Below are 16,594 nucleotides of genomic sequence, written 5' to 3'. Positions count from 1 at the left end.
AGTCCTCCCTTGCGATGATTGGCGGCGTCACTGCGCGGCCAGTTCCATCACCTTCACTTGAGTTGCTTCCGCACGATCGAGAAAACCGGTCACCCGTCCCTCATGCATCACCATGATGCGATCGCTCATGCCGAGAACCTCCGGCATCTCCGACGAAATCATGATGACAGCGACGCCGTTACGCGCCATTTCGGTGACCAGGCGGTGGATTTCCGCCTTCGCGCCGACATCGATGCCGCGGGTCGGCTCGTCCAGGATCAGGATGCGCGGATTGGTGAGCAGCCAACGGCCGATCAGCGCTTTCTGCTGATTGCCGCCGGAAAGATTTTCGATGCGCTCGTCAAGGTTCGGCGTCTTGATGCGCAGCTTGCGCGCCATCTCCTCGCAAGTCGCCTCCATCGCGCCCTCCTGCACGAAGCCGGCCCGCACGAACTTGTCGTGCAGCACGGCGACCTGCATGTTCTCGAGCACACTGAGGATCAGCAGACAGCCGGTATCCTTCCGGTCTTCCGTCAGGAACGCCATGCCGTGCCGGATTGCCGTCGCCGGCGAGGAGATATCGACCTTCTTGCCGAAAAGCTCGATCGTGCCGGACGAAGCCGGCGTCACGCCGAACAGCGCTTCGGCGACATTCGAACGGCCGGAGCCGACGAGACCCGCGACCCCCAAGATTTCGCCGGCCTTAACATCGAAGGAGACATCGGAAAACACGCCGTTCAGGGTGAGCCCCTTGACGGAAAGGACGGTGTCGCCGATCGGCACCTCTTCTTTCGGGAACATCTGGGTGATCTCGCGGCCGACCATCATGCGGATAATGTCGTCGCGGGTGACGTCGGTGGACGTATGCGTGCCGATATATTTTCCGTCACGGAACACCGAGAATTCATCGGCGATCTCGAACAGCTCGTTCATTTTGTGGGTGATGTAGACGATGCCGATGCCCTGCGCGCGCAGATCGCGTATGATCTCGAAGAGATGCGCCACTTCGCGTTCGGTCAGCGCCGACGTCGGCTCATCCATGATCAGCACGTCGGAATTATAGGATACCGCCTTGGCGATCTCGACCATCTGGCGGTTGGCGACCGAAAGCTCGCGCACCTGAATTTCCGGATCGATGGTGATGTTCAGGCGGCGAAAGAGCTCGTCGGTCTTCCTGTTCATCTCGGCATGGTCGACGAAGCCCAAGCGGTTCTTCGGCTCGCGACGGATCCAGATATTCTCGGCAACGGTCATGAACGGCATCAGGTTGAGCTCCTGATGGATCATCGCAATGCCGTTTTCCAGCGCATCCAGCGGAGACTTCAGACGAATCTCGACGCCCTTCAGGCGCACTTCGCCCTGATCCGGAATATAGATGCCGGCTAGAATTTTCATCAGCGTCGACTTGCCGGCGCCGTTTTCGCCCATCAGCGCATGCACGGTGCCGCGCTTTAGACGGAAGGAAACATCATCGAGGGCCAGCACGCCCGGAAATTCCTTGCGAATGCCTTCGGCACTCAGCAGATAGGCGGCATTGGGGACCGCGCCGCTGGCGCGCACCGCAGCCATGGTGGATGGGCTCACAACCATCTTTTCCCTCCCGGGAGCTGTCGGAATTTGGGGATGCGGGCTGTTGCGCCCGCATCCGTCGCTAACAGCGCTCTGTTAGTTCTTCTTGACGAAGTCCTTGACGTTCTGGGGCGTCACGAGCTGGAAGGGAATATAGACCTTCTTGTCGACCTTATCACCCTTGGCAAGCTTCAGCGCGGCATCGACCGCACCCTTGCCCTGACCGGCTGCGTCCTGGAAAACGGTGACGTCGAGGTCGCCGGCCTGCATGGCCGCCAAGGCGTCCTGCGTGGCGTCGACACCGCCGATGACAACCTTATCCATCGACTTTCCGGCTGCCTTCAGCGCCTGAATGGCACCGATCGCCATTTCGTCATTGTTGGAAATGACGGCATCGAATTCCAAACCGCTGGAGAGCCAGTTGGTCATCAGGTCGGAGCCCTGGGTACGCTGCCAGTTGGCAGTCTGTTCCTGAACGATCTGGATGCCCTTGCATTCGTCGGTGGCGAGAACGTCATGCACGTCCTTGGTACGCATGCGGGCTGCCTGGTTCGACAGTTCGCCCATCATGACGACGGCCTTGCCCTTGCCCTTCAGCAGGCGGCAAACTTCCTTGGCTTCCAGCGTGCCGGATTCCTGCTCGTTGGAAGCGACGAAAGCCTGTTTATCCGGCAGGCTGTCGACGTTTGCCGGTTCGCGGTTGACGTAGATCAGCGGAATTTTCGCATCAGCAGCGAGCTTCGACATGGCAGCCGTGGCATCCGTGTCGACCGGGTTTACGATGATGGCATCGACCTTACTGGCGATGAAATTCTGGATTTGGCTCTGCTGCTTGGCGACGTCGTTCTGGGCGTCTTCGACCTGCAGCGTCACACCCTTCATCGTCTTGGCATAGTCCTGCATGCCGTTGCGCAGAACGGTCAGGAAGTTGTCGTCGAACAGCGCCATCGACACGCCGATGTTTTCGGCATGGGCCGCAGTCGACAGCAGAAGCGCCATCGCGGAGCCCAGAATGAGTTTTCTCATGATTTTTCCTCCCAATTGCGGTGTCCGGCCACACCCCTCCTGAACGCCGGAGCCCTCGGTTTCGACCGCAGGGCCAACAATCCCGAGCTGCCATCTCCCATAACGGCACCTCAAAAAACGGAACAAACAAACCGTAAAATCCCATCTTCGGAATATTTATTCCATTTTTCCGTAAAAACGTCAACACTATTTTGTAGCCGCGCCGACGGAACCGGCGATCGACGCGCGATAGGGAATTTTTGGCCCAAAAAGGCTGTAAAAGCTGACGATCGAGCATACATGTGGGCCGCTCACCCTGATGGAACGGACATTCCATCGACACTCGAATGACGTAAAATACCGTCGACCTCAGGCCGAAGCCACCGACTGACAATGGAGAACCAGCATGCCCTCGATGTACCGCTTCTCAGTCCCCGTCTTTCAACGCGGCCTCGCGAATCTTGCGACCTATCTCGACGCGATCGAGGCCTATGCGGCGGAAAACGGCACCGATCCGAACGAACTTGTCGGCGCACGCCTCATTGACGACATGCTGCCGCTCTCCGGCCAATTTCAACGCGCCACCGACAGCGCCAAACTCGCTATCGCCCGGCTGACGGGCATTGACGCGCCGCGCTTCGAAGACAACGAAACCACCGTTGCAGAGCTGCGCGAACGCGTGAAGAAGACGGAGGATTTCCTGGCGACGATCACGCCGGAGACGATGCAAGGCACCGAGAGCCGCGAAGTGACGATCGCGCCCGGCGGAAACAAGATCGTGTTCAGCGGCGAGGATTATCTCGCAAGCTTCGCTCTGCCGAACTTCTTCTTCCACGTCACCACAGTGCACGACATTCTGCGCAGCCGCGGGCTGCCGGTCGGCAAGATGACCTATCTCGGCCCGTTTGCCCGATAGCCTGCTATTTAAGCTGGATCAGGGCCGGCGCGATACCGGCCCTTTTTCCGTCAGTTCGGTATAGGCGAGTGTCTGATCGAGATGCTCGGCCCTCAGCGACAGCAGCTTTTCGGCACAGGCAAGCCGAGTTGCCGCATAATCCGGGTCATCGGCGAGATTGGAGAGCTCCATCGGATCATTCGCTAGGTCGAACAGCAAGGGCGGCAGGCCGGTGAAGTGGACGTATTTGAAACGTTCGTCCCTGATGACGGCGAGATTGCAGGCATTCGACCTGAGGCCGAGATGCCGTTCCGCCTCGCCGTTAGCGATATCGCGGAAATCGAACTCCCAGAAGGCCGCATCGCGCCACCGCTCCGGCTCCGCGCCCTCCATAAAGGGCAGAAGCGTCTCACCGTCGAGATGATTGTCGGGCACGAGACCCAGGCGATCGCAAAGCGTCGGGAAAATATCGGCGGCGCTGGTGAAACGCTCCACCTGCCGGCCGGTACCGCCAGGCTGCCCGGGATCGCGGATGACCAGCGGGATATGATAGCTGCCATCGAAAAAGCCGCCCTTACCCAGCATCCAGTGATCACCCATCATTTCCGCGTGGTCTGACGTGAAGACGATCAGCGTATCGTCCCAGGCATCCGCATCCCTCAGCGCCTGCCAGATCCGCCCGAGCTGCGCATCCACTTCGGCGATCATGCCGTAGTAGGTGGCGCGGATCGCTGAGAGATCCTCAGCCGTCCAGTCGCTCGCAGGCCCCTCGCCGCCATGGATGAAGCCGCCCTTGCCGATCAGCGGGATGGCGAAGGCGAGAAAGGGATGTGCCGCCAACTCTGCCTGGCGGTCGGCAGCGCGCGCAAAAGCCGGTCCGTCGCTTGCGGCAAACATGCGGTTATAGGGTTCAGGCACCGAAAACGGCGGATGCGGCCTGAGGAACGAGACATGCGCGAACCAGGGCTCGTCCTGTTCGCCGAGCCAGCGAATGAATTCGCCGGCGAGAAAAGCCGTCTGCGTCTCATCCTTGGAGTAAGCCGGCGCGGCATTGGAGATGTCACCTGGCTTCACGCCGACGGGGATGTGGATATCACGGCTCGTCGCCCCCTCATGCCCCTTCGAGCGCAGCCATGAAAGCCATTGCTTTTCATGCTCCGGCAGAAGCTGGCGCACGCTGAAACCGGGAAGTACGCCCTCATAGGTCGTCAGATGCGGATCGTTGGGGTCCATGCCACGCGGATCCGGCGCCGTATCGGTATAGCCGAACAAGGTCGGATCATAGCCGGCGCGGCGGGCGGCAAGCGCCAGGTTGTCGAAACGCACATCCAGCGGCGAACCATTGCGGCAGACGCGATGGTTCATCTGATAAAGGCCGGTATAAAGCGTCGCCCGCGCCGGCGAGCAGGGTGCTGCTCCGGCGAAATGCCGGCGGAACAACACACCGTCGCGCGCCAGAGCGTCGATATTGGGCGTCTTCACGCAGGGGTGACCGACGGCGGAGAGACAATCGCCCCGCCATTGATCAGCCGATATCAGCAATACATTCGGGCGCTCGCTCGAAGCCCGACGCTTAATGCTGATTGGATTTGGCATGCCAATTCCAGGCGGATTCGATGATCCGCGACAGATCATATTTCGGCGACCAGCCGAGAATATCGCGGGCCTTGTCGTTATTGGCCACCAGCGTGGTCGAATCGCCTTCGCGGCGGCCGACATATTCGACGGGGAAAGGCCGGTTCGACACCGTCTCGATCGTCGACAGCAATTCCTTGACCGTCGTGCCCGTACCCGTGCCGAGATTGAGCGCGACCGATTCGCCGCCGCGCAGCAGATATTCCACCGCCCGGACATGCGCATCCGCCAGGTCGAGGACGTGGATATAGTCGCGCACGCAGGTGCCGTCGCGTGTATCATAGTCGCTACCGAACACCTTGAAGCCCTGACGGCGGCCAAGCGCCGCATCGATCGCCAACGGGATGGCATGGGTTTCCGGCGTATGCCACTCGCCGATGCGCCCTTCGAAATCGGCACCGGCCGCATTGAAATAGCGCAGCACCACGGAGCGCAGGCCCTTGTATTGATCATAATCGGCAAGCGCCTGCTCGACGATATATTTGGTGCGGCCATAGGGATTGATCGGCACCTGCCGGTGGCTTTCATCCAACGGAACGCTCTGCGGCAGGCCATAGGTCGCGCAGGTGGATGAAAATACGAAAGCCCCGATGCCGGCCGCCTGCGCCGCCGACAGCAGCGTCAGCGTGCCAATGACATTGTTCTCATAGAAGGAGACAGGATCCTTGACCGACTCGCCGACCTCGATCAGCGCCGCGAAATGCAGGATGGCGGCTGGCTTGTATTTCGCCAAGACCTCGTCGAGCCGAGCCCGATCCCGGATATCGCCCTCTTCCGCCGGACCCCATTTGACGAATTCGCGATGACCGTTGGAAAAATTGTCGTAGACGACGGGCTGAAACCCCTTATTCGCCAGATCCAGACACGTATGCGAGCCGATATAGCCGGCTCCCCCGACCACCAGAACCGTTTCTCCTGCCATGACCATCCCTTCTCAAAGACTGACTGCTCAAGCACGCAGCGTCGCGCTCGAATCCCCGCGTAGAGTTAGAGACCTGTAGATCAGTTGCAAGACCAGAAAAAGACGGGAGCTCTGCCAGCTCTAACGAAGAGCATCAGAATGGCCTATGCCGGCTTTGCCTGCGGCTTGCTTGCATGAAATAGGATTCCGACCAGCGCCATAACCGGCGGCACGAGGAAGCATTCCACGCCGGCGAACATGAAAAGCAGGGCCGCCGCGGCGCAGCCGCAGGCAAAACCGCCGACCGCAGCACCCATCCGGCCGAGTCTTGCCTTGATGGTGGCTTTCGCCTCTGGGGTGGTTCCTAGCAGGAGGTCGGCGATATCGATCATGATCTGCGTCGTCGTGCCCGTCATCAAAGTCGTCGGCGGCGCGGAGGCAAGATGGATGCGATGCAAGGCATTCTGGATAGCCATGGCTGAAACCAGCGTCATTCCGGTGAGGATCGCCTGCCAACCGTCGCCGCTGGGGAAGGGGCCGAAGCTGATGGCAAAGATGGCCGCAAGCACGAGCAGCAGGAATTTCAACGTCAGGATTATCCGCAACACCGGCAATTTGCGTCGAGATAGATCACCGCCCAACAGATGGGCGAGAATGACGACGATGCAGAAGACCGGCAGCGCCAGCAGCTTGGCAATCGCACCCGAGGTTCCCAGTACCATGGAAGCGCCGAAGGTAACGAAATTGCCGGTGACATGTGCGGTGAACAGACCGTGCAGGGCAAGGAATCCGGCAGTGTCGACATAGCCGCCGTTGATGCTGAGAAGGGTCGGCAGGCTCGGCTTCATCGGCTCCTCGCTCATTTCGATCGGCTCCGACCTTATCGCGCCATATAGCCGCCGATGTCGAGACGTTTGCGCGTCTGCCGATCAAAGCACCGTATTTCTTGCCAATCGGCAGGCCCGTAACATGTTGCAGACCGAGGTTGTATACCCTTGCCTGATTGGGTTGTGCTTTGCTAGCTTTCGGTTCAGAGGGTGGGGCATCGGTTCATGATTTTTGCAGTTTTATGGCATCTTGTACGTGGCGCCGCTAACGCTTGTCGGCTTGGAGCCATAGCGGGATCGGCACTCTTGGGGCTGGCGACTGTTGCTGCGGCCCAGGTGCCCGGCGCACCCATGCAATTCATGCTCGTTCATGCCGATCCCAGCTCCGGCAACTGTCGGCCCGAGGGCTGCGTGGACTGGATCGCGGCGGAAGGCATGATCGATGCGAGATCTCCTGGCGATCTGCGCAAGCTCCTCACTAGCATCGGTGACCGGAAACTGCCCATAATCGTCAATTCGCCCGGCGGAAATGTAGCGGCTGCGATGGAAATGGGTGAGATCATCCGGAAGCGCGGCCTGTCCGTCGCTGTGGGCGGCACGAGGCTCCAGTCCTGTCCAAGCGGCCAGCCGCTCTGTGGCGATGGCTGGCGGGCCGGCGCGAAGGGCATGGTTTATTCCGCCGGCGCCGAATGTCTTTCGGCCTGCCCTTTCGTACTGGCAGCCGGGGTTAGACGCGTCACCAGTCCCTTCAGCATCGTGGGTGTCCATCAGGTCAGGACAACCTTTGATCAGGAGCGGATAATCTATCGGGAGAAATATCAGGTCGTTAACGGCAAGAAGCACATCATCAGTCGCCAGGAGGTCAGTCGCAAATTTGTCGGACTGTACGATAGCACGAAGCTGTCGAAATCGCTGCGATCGAAGATTCTCACCTATTTCAAGGAAATGGGCGTCGATCGGTCGATCCTCGATATGGCGATGAGTGCCGCGCCAAGTTCGATACGGCTCATTACGCCGGATGAAGCAATGAAAATCGGCCTACTGACCGATAAGGTTTCCGCCGACGACTTAGTCAAGGCCGGCGCTTGCGCAGTCGGTCAGCCATTTTCGGCCTGCGTCGCGCCCATATCCACGGATTCAACGGCTCTTCTTGCCAATCCACCCTTTGCGGATTGGCAACTTAGCCCCGTGCAGGATTACCTTCCATCCTTTGCGACACCGAACAGCCAGACACAACAAAGTAGCGGCTGCGTCCGCGAGCCAAAGGACTATACGCCACGTTCAGCCTCAAGATCGGCGATTTCGTCGGAGATTTCCGTGATGCGTTGCCGGAGCTCCGCCTCGGTGCCGTCATCAACCTCTCCCTCGCCGAAACAATAGCGTGCTATATGCAGCTCGAGCTTGGACTCCAGCTCCGAGCGCCTGGCGTATAAATGGGCAAGATATGTGTTACGCATTGCGAACCACGCATTCCGAGAAATATGTCTCTGAATACTAAAATAGGTACGCTGCGAAGGGTTTCGATAGGGAGCGCCGCGACCTTTTGGCCTGCCGCGGCGATTTGAGAATGAACCGCCGGCGCTTATTTGCGCACGGGGATCATCCGGACAAGCACGCGATCCCGAAACACGTAATGGTGCCCAAGGGCGGCGGCGGCGTGAATTCCCGCAACGGCGATGATTGCCCAGGCGGTGTAGTCATGCAGTTCACCCATCACATGCCGTGTCGGCTGATCGAGGACGATCAAGGGCGGCACCGAGAACAGGCCGAAGAAGCTCGGTTCGTTGCCCGAGGCCCAGATCATCAGGAAGCCATAGGACACCTGCGAAATCATCAGTGCATAGAGAGCAAGGTGGGCAAGCGTCGCCACCGCATGCTGAAGCCCGGAGACCGCCGGGGCCGTGCGCCGGTGGGTCGCAATGCGCCAGACGATGCGCAGGATTAGGACGGCCGCAAGCAGAATGCCGAGCGAGATATGCACGAAGATCAGATCCCCGCGAAGCGGCGTCCCACGGGCTACGAAGCTTCGCGCCTCGGCCAATGTGAACATGGTCAGCACCAGAAGAGCCGTCAGCCAGTGGAACGTGATGGTGACATGGTCGTAGCGGGCTGCCCGCGCATCCGCGGCAGCCATATTGAAATTACTCATGATTTGCGGTCTCCTTGGGAGGAACAAGCAGCAAACACGTGAGGTTTCCTTTTTATTCGGCTGCCTTAAGAAGACAGGCGGCTTGCAACGGCGCCCCGCCGATGCCTCTCTTGCAAAGCCTCCGCCCGATCGTCACATTGATCTGACTTGCGCCTGAATTGACGTCTCCTAACAAAGATTTGCGCTGACACGCCGCTTGGGTTTGGGCTAATTCAGGTCGATTGTTCGAGGTGGATTGTGTTGAGCGAAAAAATTGCCGTCATTGGCCTGGGTTACGTCGGATTGCCTGTTGCGATCGCGCTCGCCGGAAAATTTTCCGATGTGGTCGGCTTCGATATCAAGCCATCCCGCATTGCCGCCCTGAAAGCCGGGGAAGACGACACGCGCGAGGTGTCGCCGGCCCGCCTGAAGGAAAGTGGCCTCCGCATCAGCAGCGACATTCATGACCTGCAGGACCGTGACATCTTCATCGTCGCCGTTCCGACGCCGATCGACCGCAATCGGCAGCCGGATCTGCGGCCGATGATTGCCGCCTCGCGTACCGTCGGCCTGGCTTTGAAGAAGGGCGGCATCGTCGTCTATGAATCGACGGTCTATCCCGGCGTGACGGAAGAGGTCTGCGGCCCCGTGCTTGCCGAGGTCTCGGGCCTGCGCCAGGGCGAGGATTTTCACGTCGGCTATTCACCGGAGCGGATCAACCCCGGCGACAAGGAGCACACGTTCGAACGCATCGTGAAGGTGGTCGCCGGCGACAATGAGGAAACGCTGGAAAGGATCGCCGCCGTCTATGGCGCCGTGGTCGAGGCCGGCATTCACCGCGCGCCTAGCATCAAGGTGGCGGAGGCCGCCAAGGTGATCGAAAACACCCAGCGCGACCTCAACATCGCCTTGATGAACGAGCTGTCGATCATCTTCGAGAAGATGGATATCCGCACCGCCGACGTGCTGAAGGCGGCCAGGACCAAATGGAATTTCCTGCCCTTCACGCCCGGCCTGGTCGGCGGCCACTGCATCGGTGTCGATCCCTATTACCTCACCGCCAAGGCCGAGGAACTCGGCTATCATCCTGAAGTCATCCTCTCCGGCCGCCGTATCAATGACGGCATGGGCGCCTTCATCGCCCAGAAACTCATCAAGATGCTGGTAGCGGCGCAAAAGCCGATCAATGGTGCCCGGATCGGCATCTTCGGGCTGACCTTCAAGGAAAACGTGCCTGATCTGCGCAACAGCCGCGTGCCCGACATCATCCGCGAACTACACCAATTCGGCCTTGAGCCGCTGGTGCACGACCCCATGGCCAGCCATCACGAGGCGGAAGAGGAATATGGTGTGCGGCTGGCGGCGCTCGATGATTTCGGCAAGCTCGACGCCCTCGTGCTTGCCGTGCCGCACAAATCCTACCTGAGCGACGGTGCGGCGCAGATCCTGAATCTGTTGGGCGAGAACGGCGTGGTCGTCGACGTGAAGGCTGCCCTTGAGCAGAACAACCCTCTACTCAACGGCCACGCCGTCTGGAGCCTGTGAACGACAGTCAGTGATCCCTCTCGGCTGCGGCGACTGTCTGCCGCAGGCCGTCATCGACCGAATAGGGCGGCGACCATCCGGTAATTGCGATCGTTTCGCCGATATCGACCTGCAACGAACCGAGAAGGCGTTGCGCCGCCGCACGGCGCCCGAGCAGCGCCGCAAGCCCTTCCAACAGGCGCGGCGGTACGGGCAGCAGGAAAGCTCTGCGCCCCATTGCCGAGGAGAGTTTGCCTATCAGCTCGCCGATGGAAAGATCCGCGCCATCGCTAATCAGGAACACTCGATTTCCCACATCGGCATGGCTGATGCAAAGCAGGATGAAATCGACGAGATTGCCGACGAACACTAGGGATCTCCGGTTTGCGACCAGGCCGAAAGGCCAAGGCAACGGCCGCTTAGCCCATTTCATCAAGCTCGCGAAATTCGCCTTCACCCCAGGGCCATAGACGAGTGGCGGGCGGATGATGACGACATCCATGTTCGTCTCCTTGCCGATAGCAAGGAGCGCCTCCTCCGCCTCCCGCTTCGACTGCCCGTAGGGGTCTTCCGGATGCGGCGTATCGGACGCGGTAAACGGCTTGCCGGGCGCGGTCGCCTCACCATTGACCTTGATCGAACTCAAGAAGATGAAGCGCTTTACGCCGGCCTGCGCCGCCTGCCGCGCCAAGTTGACCGTGGCGTCGACATTGACAGCGCGAAAGGCCGCAAGCGGGTCGGCCGCGGTGTCGTTCATGACATGGACCCGCGCCGCCAGATGCACGACCGTTTCGACGTCGACGAGCGCATTGGTCCAATCCGTCCCGCCATCGATCGTTCCCAGCGCCAGAAATCCCGGCCTCGGGGTACGGCTGACCGGTCGATAGGCCATCTGTCGCCGCGAAAGCTCGGCGCAAAGCGCCTGCCCGACAAAACCCGTCGCGCCCGTCACCAGGATCATGCCTCTGCTACCCCTCGTTCTGCCCGGTTTTTACTCCCGCCATGCTTTGCACATTCCCTTTGCAGGGAACAAGCCCGGCAAAATTCGTGATGAGGGCGATTGTGAACAAGTCCGTGATATGAGATGCACTCCGCAGAAAGCCCTTATCGGCGCAATTGAGACACGAGCACCGGCAGAACCAACGGAAACGATGCCCTATACCATTGCCAAGCGCCTTTTCGATTTCCTGGCCGCCCTCGGCGCAGCCGTGGTCTTTTCCATCCCGATCCTGATCGTCGCCATCGCCGTCCGGCTGACCTCCCGCGGCCCCGTACTCTACTGGTCGGACCGTGTCGGCCGTGAAAACAGGATTTTTCGCATGCCGAAATTTCGCAGCATGCGGACCGACACCCCGGCGGTTGCCACCCATCTGCTGAAGGACGCCAACGCCTATCTGACGCCGATCGGTTCCTTCCTGCGCAAATCCAGCCTGGATGAACTGCCGCAGCTCTGGTGCATCCTGAAGGGCGAGATGAGCATCGTCGGCCCTCGCCCGGCCCTCTTCAACCAGCATGACCTGATTGCGCTGCGTACCGAGCGCGGCGTCGACGCCCTACCGCCGGGCCTAACCGGCTGGGCGCAGGTCAACGGCCGCGACGAACTGCCGATCCCGCAGAAAGTGGCTTTGGACGAAGACTATCTGCGCCGGCGCTCGTTTCTTTTCGATCTGAAGATCATCGTCCTGACGGTGCTGAAAGTTCTGCGCAGTGATGGAGTGACGCATTAACGGGACGGCGATATCAAAGGTTTTGATATCATAAACAGAGCACGCAAAATGCCGGTCACCAAAATGCCGTATTCCTGCCCGCTTGCGACCTTACTGGCAACGGACACCGGCTGCTGGCTGAAATAGGAACAAAGGCGGACGCACTATTGGCACAGTTGCAGACGAATAAACCACCCGTCGATCTCGCGTCCGGAAACAATGCCGGCGAACTGGTGCCCGTCGTCCTGCCGCAGCGCCTGATCATCCTGGGCAGCTTGCTGTGGCTGGTGATCATTTCGCCGCTATTCATCGAAAGCGCCGCCTATCGGTATGTCGCTCCGTTCCTCGCGCTCATCGCCCTCCACTACTACCGGAAGGCGCTGGTGCGCCCAAGCACCAACTGGCTTGGTTGGCTGTGCATGGGTTGGGGCGCCTACGTGCTCATCCGCTTTGTCGCCATCTTCCTCATGACCCCTGAGCATTCGATCGGCGCGTCCGACTGGCTCTATGCCTATCCGTTCTTTTTTCCGATCCTTGGCGTCGCCTTCTTGCTCTACGAACCGGTGCTGGAAAAAATCATCGCCGCAGTTTTTGCCGTCGTGCTGATCATGTTGATCGCGACGCAGCACTTCCGCGACGTCTTTGCCGGCGAAACGGTGCGCCCGCTGATCATGAACAATCAGATTCACGGCGCGGTCGCCTGCGGCCTGATCCTGATCCTCACCGCTTTCTGGCTGCTGCATTATCTGACGGACAAATCCAGCAGTCGTTTGATCGCCCGCTTCGCCTACATCGTCTCGCCGTTGATTGCCATTCTCTGTCTGATCGCCATCTACGGCGCCAAGTCGAAGGGCGTCTGGCTGGCGCTTGCCGCCACACTGCCGGTGCTGGGATTGGTGACCTTGACCTATCTACGCTTGAAAACCGGCCTTATCGTCGTCGCCTGCACCGCGGTGCTTCTGCTGGCCGGCGCCTATGCGGTGCGGCACAATATCGAAAAGACCGCCGGCCCGACGGTGTCTTCCACCATCGAGATGATCGACAACATCACCAAGAGCCAAAATCTCGGTGACGCCGTGTCGAGCACGATCACCTCCGATACCACGCCCTTTGCCATGGACGCACGGCTGCAGCTCTGGTCGAACGGCTGGGAACTGTTCTCCTCCGCGCCAATCTTCGGCTGGGGCGGCCAATGGGTGGAACGCTGGAAGCACACGCGCTATGCCAACGTCCAATACACGCTGCTGCACAACGGCTATCTCGAGATGCTGGTGCGGCACGGCTTGTTCGGCGGCCTTGTCATGACGGTCATTCTCACTGGGCTCATCGTCAATGTCTGGCGTGCCCGTAAGGCGGGCCTCATACCGCGCACCGCCTGGCATGCCTATGCCGTCAGCCTATTCTTCTTTTCATTGACGCTGCTCAGCAACTCCAACAACCGCCTCGCGATCGGCGAAAGCTTTGCGTTGACCAGCTCCGCCTTCGCCTGTTGGTGCAGCATCCGCTTGAGCGGGGGACGCCTGCTGATACCGGCGAAAAAACAACAGGCAGAGGCCGTCAGCGCCTGATCATGAGCGGGTCGGCGCGGCAACCCTGCGGTCGACGAGCCCCTTCAGCGCTTTCTTTCCATTGAGCCGGAAGACGTTTGACCGAGCAGTCTTTTGTAGAGCGCTGCATAGGCATTCCCCATCCGCTCTGCGGTAAAGCATTCTTCGTATCGCAGGCGGGCCCCTGCGCCCAAGGACGCTGCCGCTTCAGCATCGTCCACAAGCCGTCTCATCGCCTCCGCGAGCGCCGGCGGATCGTCGGGGCGCACGACATAGCCCGTTTTGCCATTTTGGTTGACGAAACTCGTCCCCGTGCCGATTTCGCAGGAAATCATCGGCTTGCCGAACATTGCGGCTTCGACGAGTGAAAGGCCGAATGCTTCCGAGCGGAGGTTGGAAGGGAATGCGACCCCGGTGCATAGTTCGAGAAGAGCGGTCTTATCGGCATCCGGCAGCGCACCCAAAAAGAAGACGTTTTTGAGATTGTTCTGCTGCGCATAGGCCTTCAAGGACGCCTCCATCGGACCTTCGCCGACGATGACGATATCGCTGGCTGTCTGTCGCGCCGCCTCAAGAAGGATGTGAACGCCCTTGTAGTAGCGCAGCACGCCGACGAAGAGGAAAAACGGCTTGGGAAACCGCGTGCGCCAACGCGCTTTATCCTCTTCACTCGCCCTGGGATAATCCGCCTCATCCAGACCGAGCGGGATGACGGCGGTCTTATCCTTGTAGCGCTGCAGGACCTCGCTCGTCGCCAGATAGTTCGGTGATGTCGCAACGATACTGTCAACGCTCGCGAGAAAGCGATGCATGACAGGCCCATAGAGTTTCAGCAGGAACTTCTGCTTCACGATGTCGGAATGGTAGGTTACGACCGTCGGCTTGCCGGGCGGGATGGCAAGATGGACGATGTCCATCATCGGCCACGGAAAATGATAGTGGACAATGTCGGCCTTCCGGCTCAGCTCTCGAAAACGCCCAAATGCCTCGCGCGAAAAGCCGGTGGAGGCGAATTCAAGATCAAGCTTCGCCTTGTGAGCCATATGGCCATCGAATTCGACGGCGTTTTTCTCCGGCGTTTTGCTGAGCGAGAGGACTTCGGACTGTATATCGTGTCCTGCGACGCCCTTGACGATCGCATGGATTGTCCGCTCGACCCCGCCGAACGTATCCGGCCAATATGTTTTGAAAAAATGTAGAACGCGCATGTCCCTCCTGTAGCGAGAGAAGCTGCGCAGGTCCATAACCGGTATCGCGCGAAGATCCGGATGTCAGATCATTCCTTCATACCGCAGCCAATCTATCATCTTCGGCAGCCTCGCGAGCCGCGCGGCGAATGCGGGATCAATCGAATATCTCGGCATCCGCCAGCAGCGGCTGCCGCTGATCCTTCCCGGAAAGCGTCAGATCGTCGATGGCGGATTTCCAATCGATCGCGAGCTCCGGATCGTCCCAGCGAATGCCGCGATCGCTCTCCGGAGCATAATAATCAGTGGTCTTGTAAAGGAATTCGACGCGGTCGCTCAAGGTCAGGAACCCGTGCGCAAACCCTTCCGGAATCCAAAGCTGGCGCTTGTTCTCCTCCGACAGAAGCACACCGACCCACTGGCCGAAGGTCGGGGAAGACCGTCTGATGTCGACGGCAACATCGTACACCTCTCCGATGACGACCCGGACGAGCTTGGCCTGAGCGCGTGGCGGCAACTGATAATGCAGGCCGCGCAGGACACCTTTCCCGGACCGGCTGTGATTGTCCTGCACGAATGTCGGGCTTAGTCCGGTCGCTGCTTCGAATTTTACCTGGCTGAAGCTCTCAAAGAAAAAACCGCGATCGTCGGCAAACACCGTGGGTTCGATGATCTTGACGTCCGGTATGGCGGTATCGATGGCTTTCATCTGTCTTTCCTGCTTCACTCAGCCCGCATTGGCGCGGCCGGCAGCGCGCGGCATCACCAAGCGCGTTGTTAAAATACCCGTTCCCGCAGCATCCCGAGAAGATACTGCCCATAAGCATTTTTCTTCAGCGGATCGGCCAGGGCCTCGACCTGGGAAGCGTCGATCCAGCGGCTCCGATAGGCGATTTCCTCGGGGCAGGCTACCTTCAGGCCCTGCCGGCTTTCGATGGTGGCGATGTAATGGCTCGCCTCCAGCATCGATTCATGCGTGCCGGTGTCGAGCCAGGCATAGCCACGGCCCATCGTCTGGACGTCGAGCTGCCCTGCCCTGAGGTAATGCGCGTTGACATCGGTTATTTCCAGTTCGCCGCGCGGCGAGGGACGTATGGACTTCGCCACATTGACGACATCGGCGTCGTAGAAATAGAGCCCGGTGACGGCATAGTGGCTCTTGGGGACTTTCGGCTTTTCTTCGAGGCTGATCGCACGCCCCTGCGAATCGAACTCGACCACGCCGTAACGCTGCGGATCCTGCACGTGGTAGGCAAAAACGGTGGCGCCGCCCTGCTTGTCGTTTGCTTGATGAAGAAGCTTGGTGAAATCGTGCCCGTAGAAGATGTTGTCTCCCAGCACTAGGGCGGACGGAGCACCATCGAGAAACGCCTCCCCGATGAGAAACGCCTGGGCAAGACCATCCGGGCTCGGCTGAACCGCATAGTCGAGCTTGATGCCCCACTGGCTTCCGTCTCTCAGCAACTGTTCGAAACGAGGCGTATCCTGCGGCGTCGAAATGATCAGGATTTCGCGAATGCCGGCCAACATCAAAGTCGTCAGCGGATAGTAGATCATCGGCTTGTCGTAGATCGGCAGGAGCTGCTTGCTGACGGCAAGGGTGGCGGGGTACAGGCGAGTCCCGGATCCGCCGGCGAGTATGATGCCTTTACGTGCTTTGTTCATTGTAGAAACGTCTCGTATCGAATTCG

General features: G+C 59.7%; 16 protein-coding genes. 4 read left to right on the top strand and 12 right to left on the bottom strand.

Going from position 1 to position 16,594, the window contains the following annotated elements:
- Positions 1-27 precede the first annotated feature (27 nt).
- Both PH547_RS11215 and PH547_RS11210 read right to left on the bottom strand, forming a co-directional pair.
- Positions 28-1,569, bottom strand: a complete 1,542-nt coding sequence (locus tag PH547_RS11215; protein ID WP_104824853.1) for a sugar ABC transporter ATP-binding protein — start codon at positions 1,567-1,569, stop codon at positions 28-30.
- A gap of 75 nt (positions 1,570-1,644) precedes the next feature.
- On the bottom strand, positions 1,645-2,574 hold the full coding sequence (locus PH547_RS11210; protein ID WP_104824854.1) for a sugar ABC transporter substrate-binding protein: 930 nt from the start codon (positions 2,572-2,574) through the stop codon (positions 1,645-1,647).
- Positions 2,575-2,959: 385 nt separating this feature from the next.
- On the opposite strand from PH547_RS11210, the gene PH547_RS11205 reads away from it, so the two are divergent.
- Positions 2,960-3,469 (top strand): DUF1993 domain-containing protein, encoded by a 510-nt coding sequence (locus PH547_RS11205; RefSeq protein WP_104824855.1) that lies wholly within the window; start codon positions 2,960-2,962, stop codon positions 3,467-3,469.
- A gap of 18 nt (positions 3,470-3,487) precedes the next feature.
- On the opposite strand, the gene PH547_RS11200 is transcribed toward PH547_RS11205, so the two are convergent.
- From PH547_RS11200 to PH547_RS11175, 6 genes are all read right to left on the bottom strand, one after another.
- Complete coding sequence (locus PH547_RS11200; protein ID WP_104824856.1) at positions 3,488-5,044, bottom strand: alkaline phosphatase family protein; 1,557 nt, start codon at positions 5,042-5,044, stop codon at positions 3,488-3,490.
- On the bottom strand, positions 5,022-6,005 hold the full coding sequence (gene galE, locus PH547_RS11195; RefSeq protein ID WP_104825275.1) for a UDP-glucose 4-epimerase GalE: 984 nt from the start codon (positions 6,003-6,005) through the stop codon (positions 5,022-5,024). Before galE ends, PH547_RS11200 begins: the two co-directional genes overlap by 23 nt.
- A 143-nt stretch (positions 6,006-6,148) precedes the next feature.
- Positions 6,149-6,832 (bottom strand): YoaK family protein, encoded by a 684-nt coding sequence (locus tag PH547_RS11190; protein ID WP_104825276.1) that lies wholly within the window; start codon positions 6,830-6,832, stop codon positions 6,149-6,151.
- A 219-nt stretch (positions 6,833-7,051) separates the two neighbouring features.
- Positions 7,052-7,654 carry a hypothetical protein gene (locus PH547_RS11185; protein WP_104824857.1) on the bottom strand — a complete coding sequence of 201 codons (603 nt, stop codon included), beginning with the start codon at positions 7,652-7,654 and terminating at the stop codon, positions 7,052-7,054.
- A 425-nt stretch (positions 7,655-8,079) separates the two neighbouring features.
- Complete coding sequence (locus PH547_RS11180) at positions 8,080-8,268, bottom strand: hypothetical protein (RefSeq protein WP_104824858.1); 189 nt, start codon at positions 8,266-8,268, stop codon at positions 8,080-8,082.
- Positions 8,269-8,393: 125 nt separating this feature from the next.
- Positions 8,394-8,960, bottom strand: coding sequence for a cytochrome b (locus PH547_RS11175; RefSeq protein ID WP_104824859.1), 567 nt, complete (start codon positions 8,958-8,960; stop codon positions 8,394-8,396).
- A 237-nt stretch (positions 8,961-9,197) separates the two neighbouring features.
- Between PH547_RS11175 and PH547_RS11170 the strand changes: the two genes are divergently transcribed.
- Positions 9,198-10,484, top strand: coding sequence for a nucleotide sugar dehydrogenase (locus tag PH547_RS11170; RefSeq protein WP_104824860.1), 1,287 nt, complete (start codon positions 9,198-9,200; stop codon positions 10,482-10,484).
- A gap of 7 nt (positions 10,485-10,491) precedes the next feature.
- On the opposite strand, the gene PH547_RS11165 is transcribed toward PH547_RS11170, so the two are convergent.
- Complete coding sequence (locus PH547_RS11165; protein ID WP_104824861.1) at positions 10,492-11,424, bottom strand: UDP-glucose 4-epimerase family protein; 933 nt, start codon at positions 11,422-11,424, stop codon at positions 10,492-10,494.
- Between the two features lie 190 nt (positions 11,425-11,614).
- Between PH547_RS11165 and PH547_RS11160 the strand changes: the two genes are divergently transcribed.
- Entirely contained in the window at positions 11,615-12,190 is a 576-nt protein-coding gene (locus PH547_RS11160) for a sugar transferase (protein WP_104824862.1), read from the top strand.
- A gap of 146 nt (positions 12,191-12,336) precedes the next feature.
- Positions 12,337-13,737: an O-antigen ligase family protein gene (locus tag PH547_RS11155; RefSeq protein ID WP_104824863.1), complete on the top strand. Its 1,401-nt coding sequence runs from the start codon at positions 12,337-12,339 to the stop codon at positions 13,735-13,737.
- Positions 13,738-13,781: 44 nt separating this feature from the next.
- Here PH547_RS11155 and PH547_RS11150 read toward each other — a convergent pair whose 3' ends face one another.
- The 3 genes from PH547_RS11150 to rfbA all read right to left on the bottom strand — a co-directional run bounded on the left by PH547_RS11150 (position 13,782) and on the right by rfbA (position 16,568).
- Positions 13,782-14,924 (bottom strand): glycosyltransferase family 4 protein, encoded by a 1,143-nt coding sequence (locus tag PH547_RS11150; protein ID WP_104824864.1) that lies wholly within the window; start codon positions 14,922-14,924, stop codon positions 13,782-13,784.
- Positions 14,925-15,060: 136 nt separating this feature from the next.
- The gene (gene rfbC, locus PH547_RS11145; protein WP_104824865.1) at positions 15,061-15,612 is read right to left on the bottom strand and encodes a dTDP-4-dehydrorhamnose 3,5-epimerase; all 552 of its coding nucleotides are present in this window, start codon (positions 15,610-15,612) and stop codon (positions 15,061-15,063) included.
- A 68-nt stretch (positions 15,613-15,680) separates the two neighbouring features.
- Positions 15,681-16,568 carry a glucose-1-phosphate thymidylyltransferase RfbA gene (gene rfbA, locus PH547_RS11140; protein ID WP_104824866.1) on the bottom strand — a complete coding sequence of 296 codons (888 nt, stop codon included), beginning with the start codon at positions 16,566-16,568 and terminating at the stop codon, positions 15,681-15,683.
- Positions 16,569-16,594 lie beyond the last annotated feature (26 nt).

The sequence above is a fragment of the Rhizobium cerradonense genome (assembly GCF_030182455.1).
In the GTDB taxonomy this organism is placed as follows: Bacteria; Pseudomonadota; Alphaproteobacteria; order Rhizobiales; family Rhizobiaceae; genus Rhizobium.
The sequence above is the reverse complement of the archived record's forward strand: the minus strand, read 5'-3'. Positions and strand labels throughout refer to the sequence as shown.

Bases quoted from the DNA above. Each gene is read 5' to 3' on its own strand.
- PH547_RS11200 (WP_104824856.1), bottom strand. From the start codon at position 5,044: ATGCCAAATCCAATCAGCATTAAGCGTCGGGCTTCGAGCGAGCGCCCG.
- PH547_RS11190 (WP_104825276.1), bottom strand. From the start codon at position 6,832: ATGAAGCCGAGCCTGCCGACCCTTCTCAGCATCAACGGCGGCTATGTC.
- PH547_RS11205 (WP_104824855.1), top strand. From the start codon at position 2,960: ATGCCCTCGATGTACCGCTTCTCAGTCCCCGTCTTTCAACGCGGCCTC.
- PH547_RS11180 (WP_104824858.1), bottom strand. From the start codon at position 8,268: ATGCGTAACACATATCTTGCCCATTTATACGCCAGGCGCTCGGAGCTG.
- rfbA (WP_104824866.1), bottom strand. From the start codon at position 16,568: ATGAACAAAGCACGTAAAGGCATCATACTCGCCGGCGGATCCGGGACT.
- PH547_RS11215 (WP_104824853.1), bottom strand. From the start codon at position 1,569: ATGGTTGTGAGCCCATCCACCATGGCTGCGGTGCGCGCCAGCGGCGCG.
- rfbC (WP_104824865.1), bottom strand. From the start codon at position 15,612: ATGAAAGCCATCGATACCGCCATACCGGACGTCAAGATCATCGAACCC.
- PH547_RS11175 (WP_104824859.1), bottom strand. From the start codon at position 8,960: ATGAGTAATTTCAATATGGCTGCCGCGGATGCGCGGGCAGCCCGCTAC.
- PH547_RS11165 (WP_104824861.1), bottom strand. From the start codon at position 11,424: ATGATCCTGGTGACGGGCGCGACGGGTTTTGTCGGGCAGGCGCTTTGC.
- PH547_RS11210 (WP_104824854.1), bottom strand. From the start codon at position 2,574: ATGAGAAAACTCATTCTGGGCTCCGCGATGGCGCTTCTGCTGTCGACT.
- galE (WP_104825275.1), bottom strand. From the start codon at position 6,005: ATGGCAGGAGAAACGGTTCTGGTGGTCGGGGGAGCCGGCTATATCGGC.
- PH547_RS11160 (WP_104824862.1), top strand. From the start codon at position 11,615: ATGCCCTATACCATTGCCAAGCGCCTTTTCGATTTCCTGGCCGCCCTC.
- PH547_RS11150 (WP_104824864.1), bottom strand. From the start codon at position 14,924: ATGCGCGTTCTACATTTTTTCAAAACATATTGGCCGGATACGTTCGGC.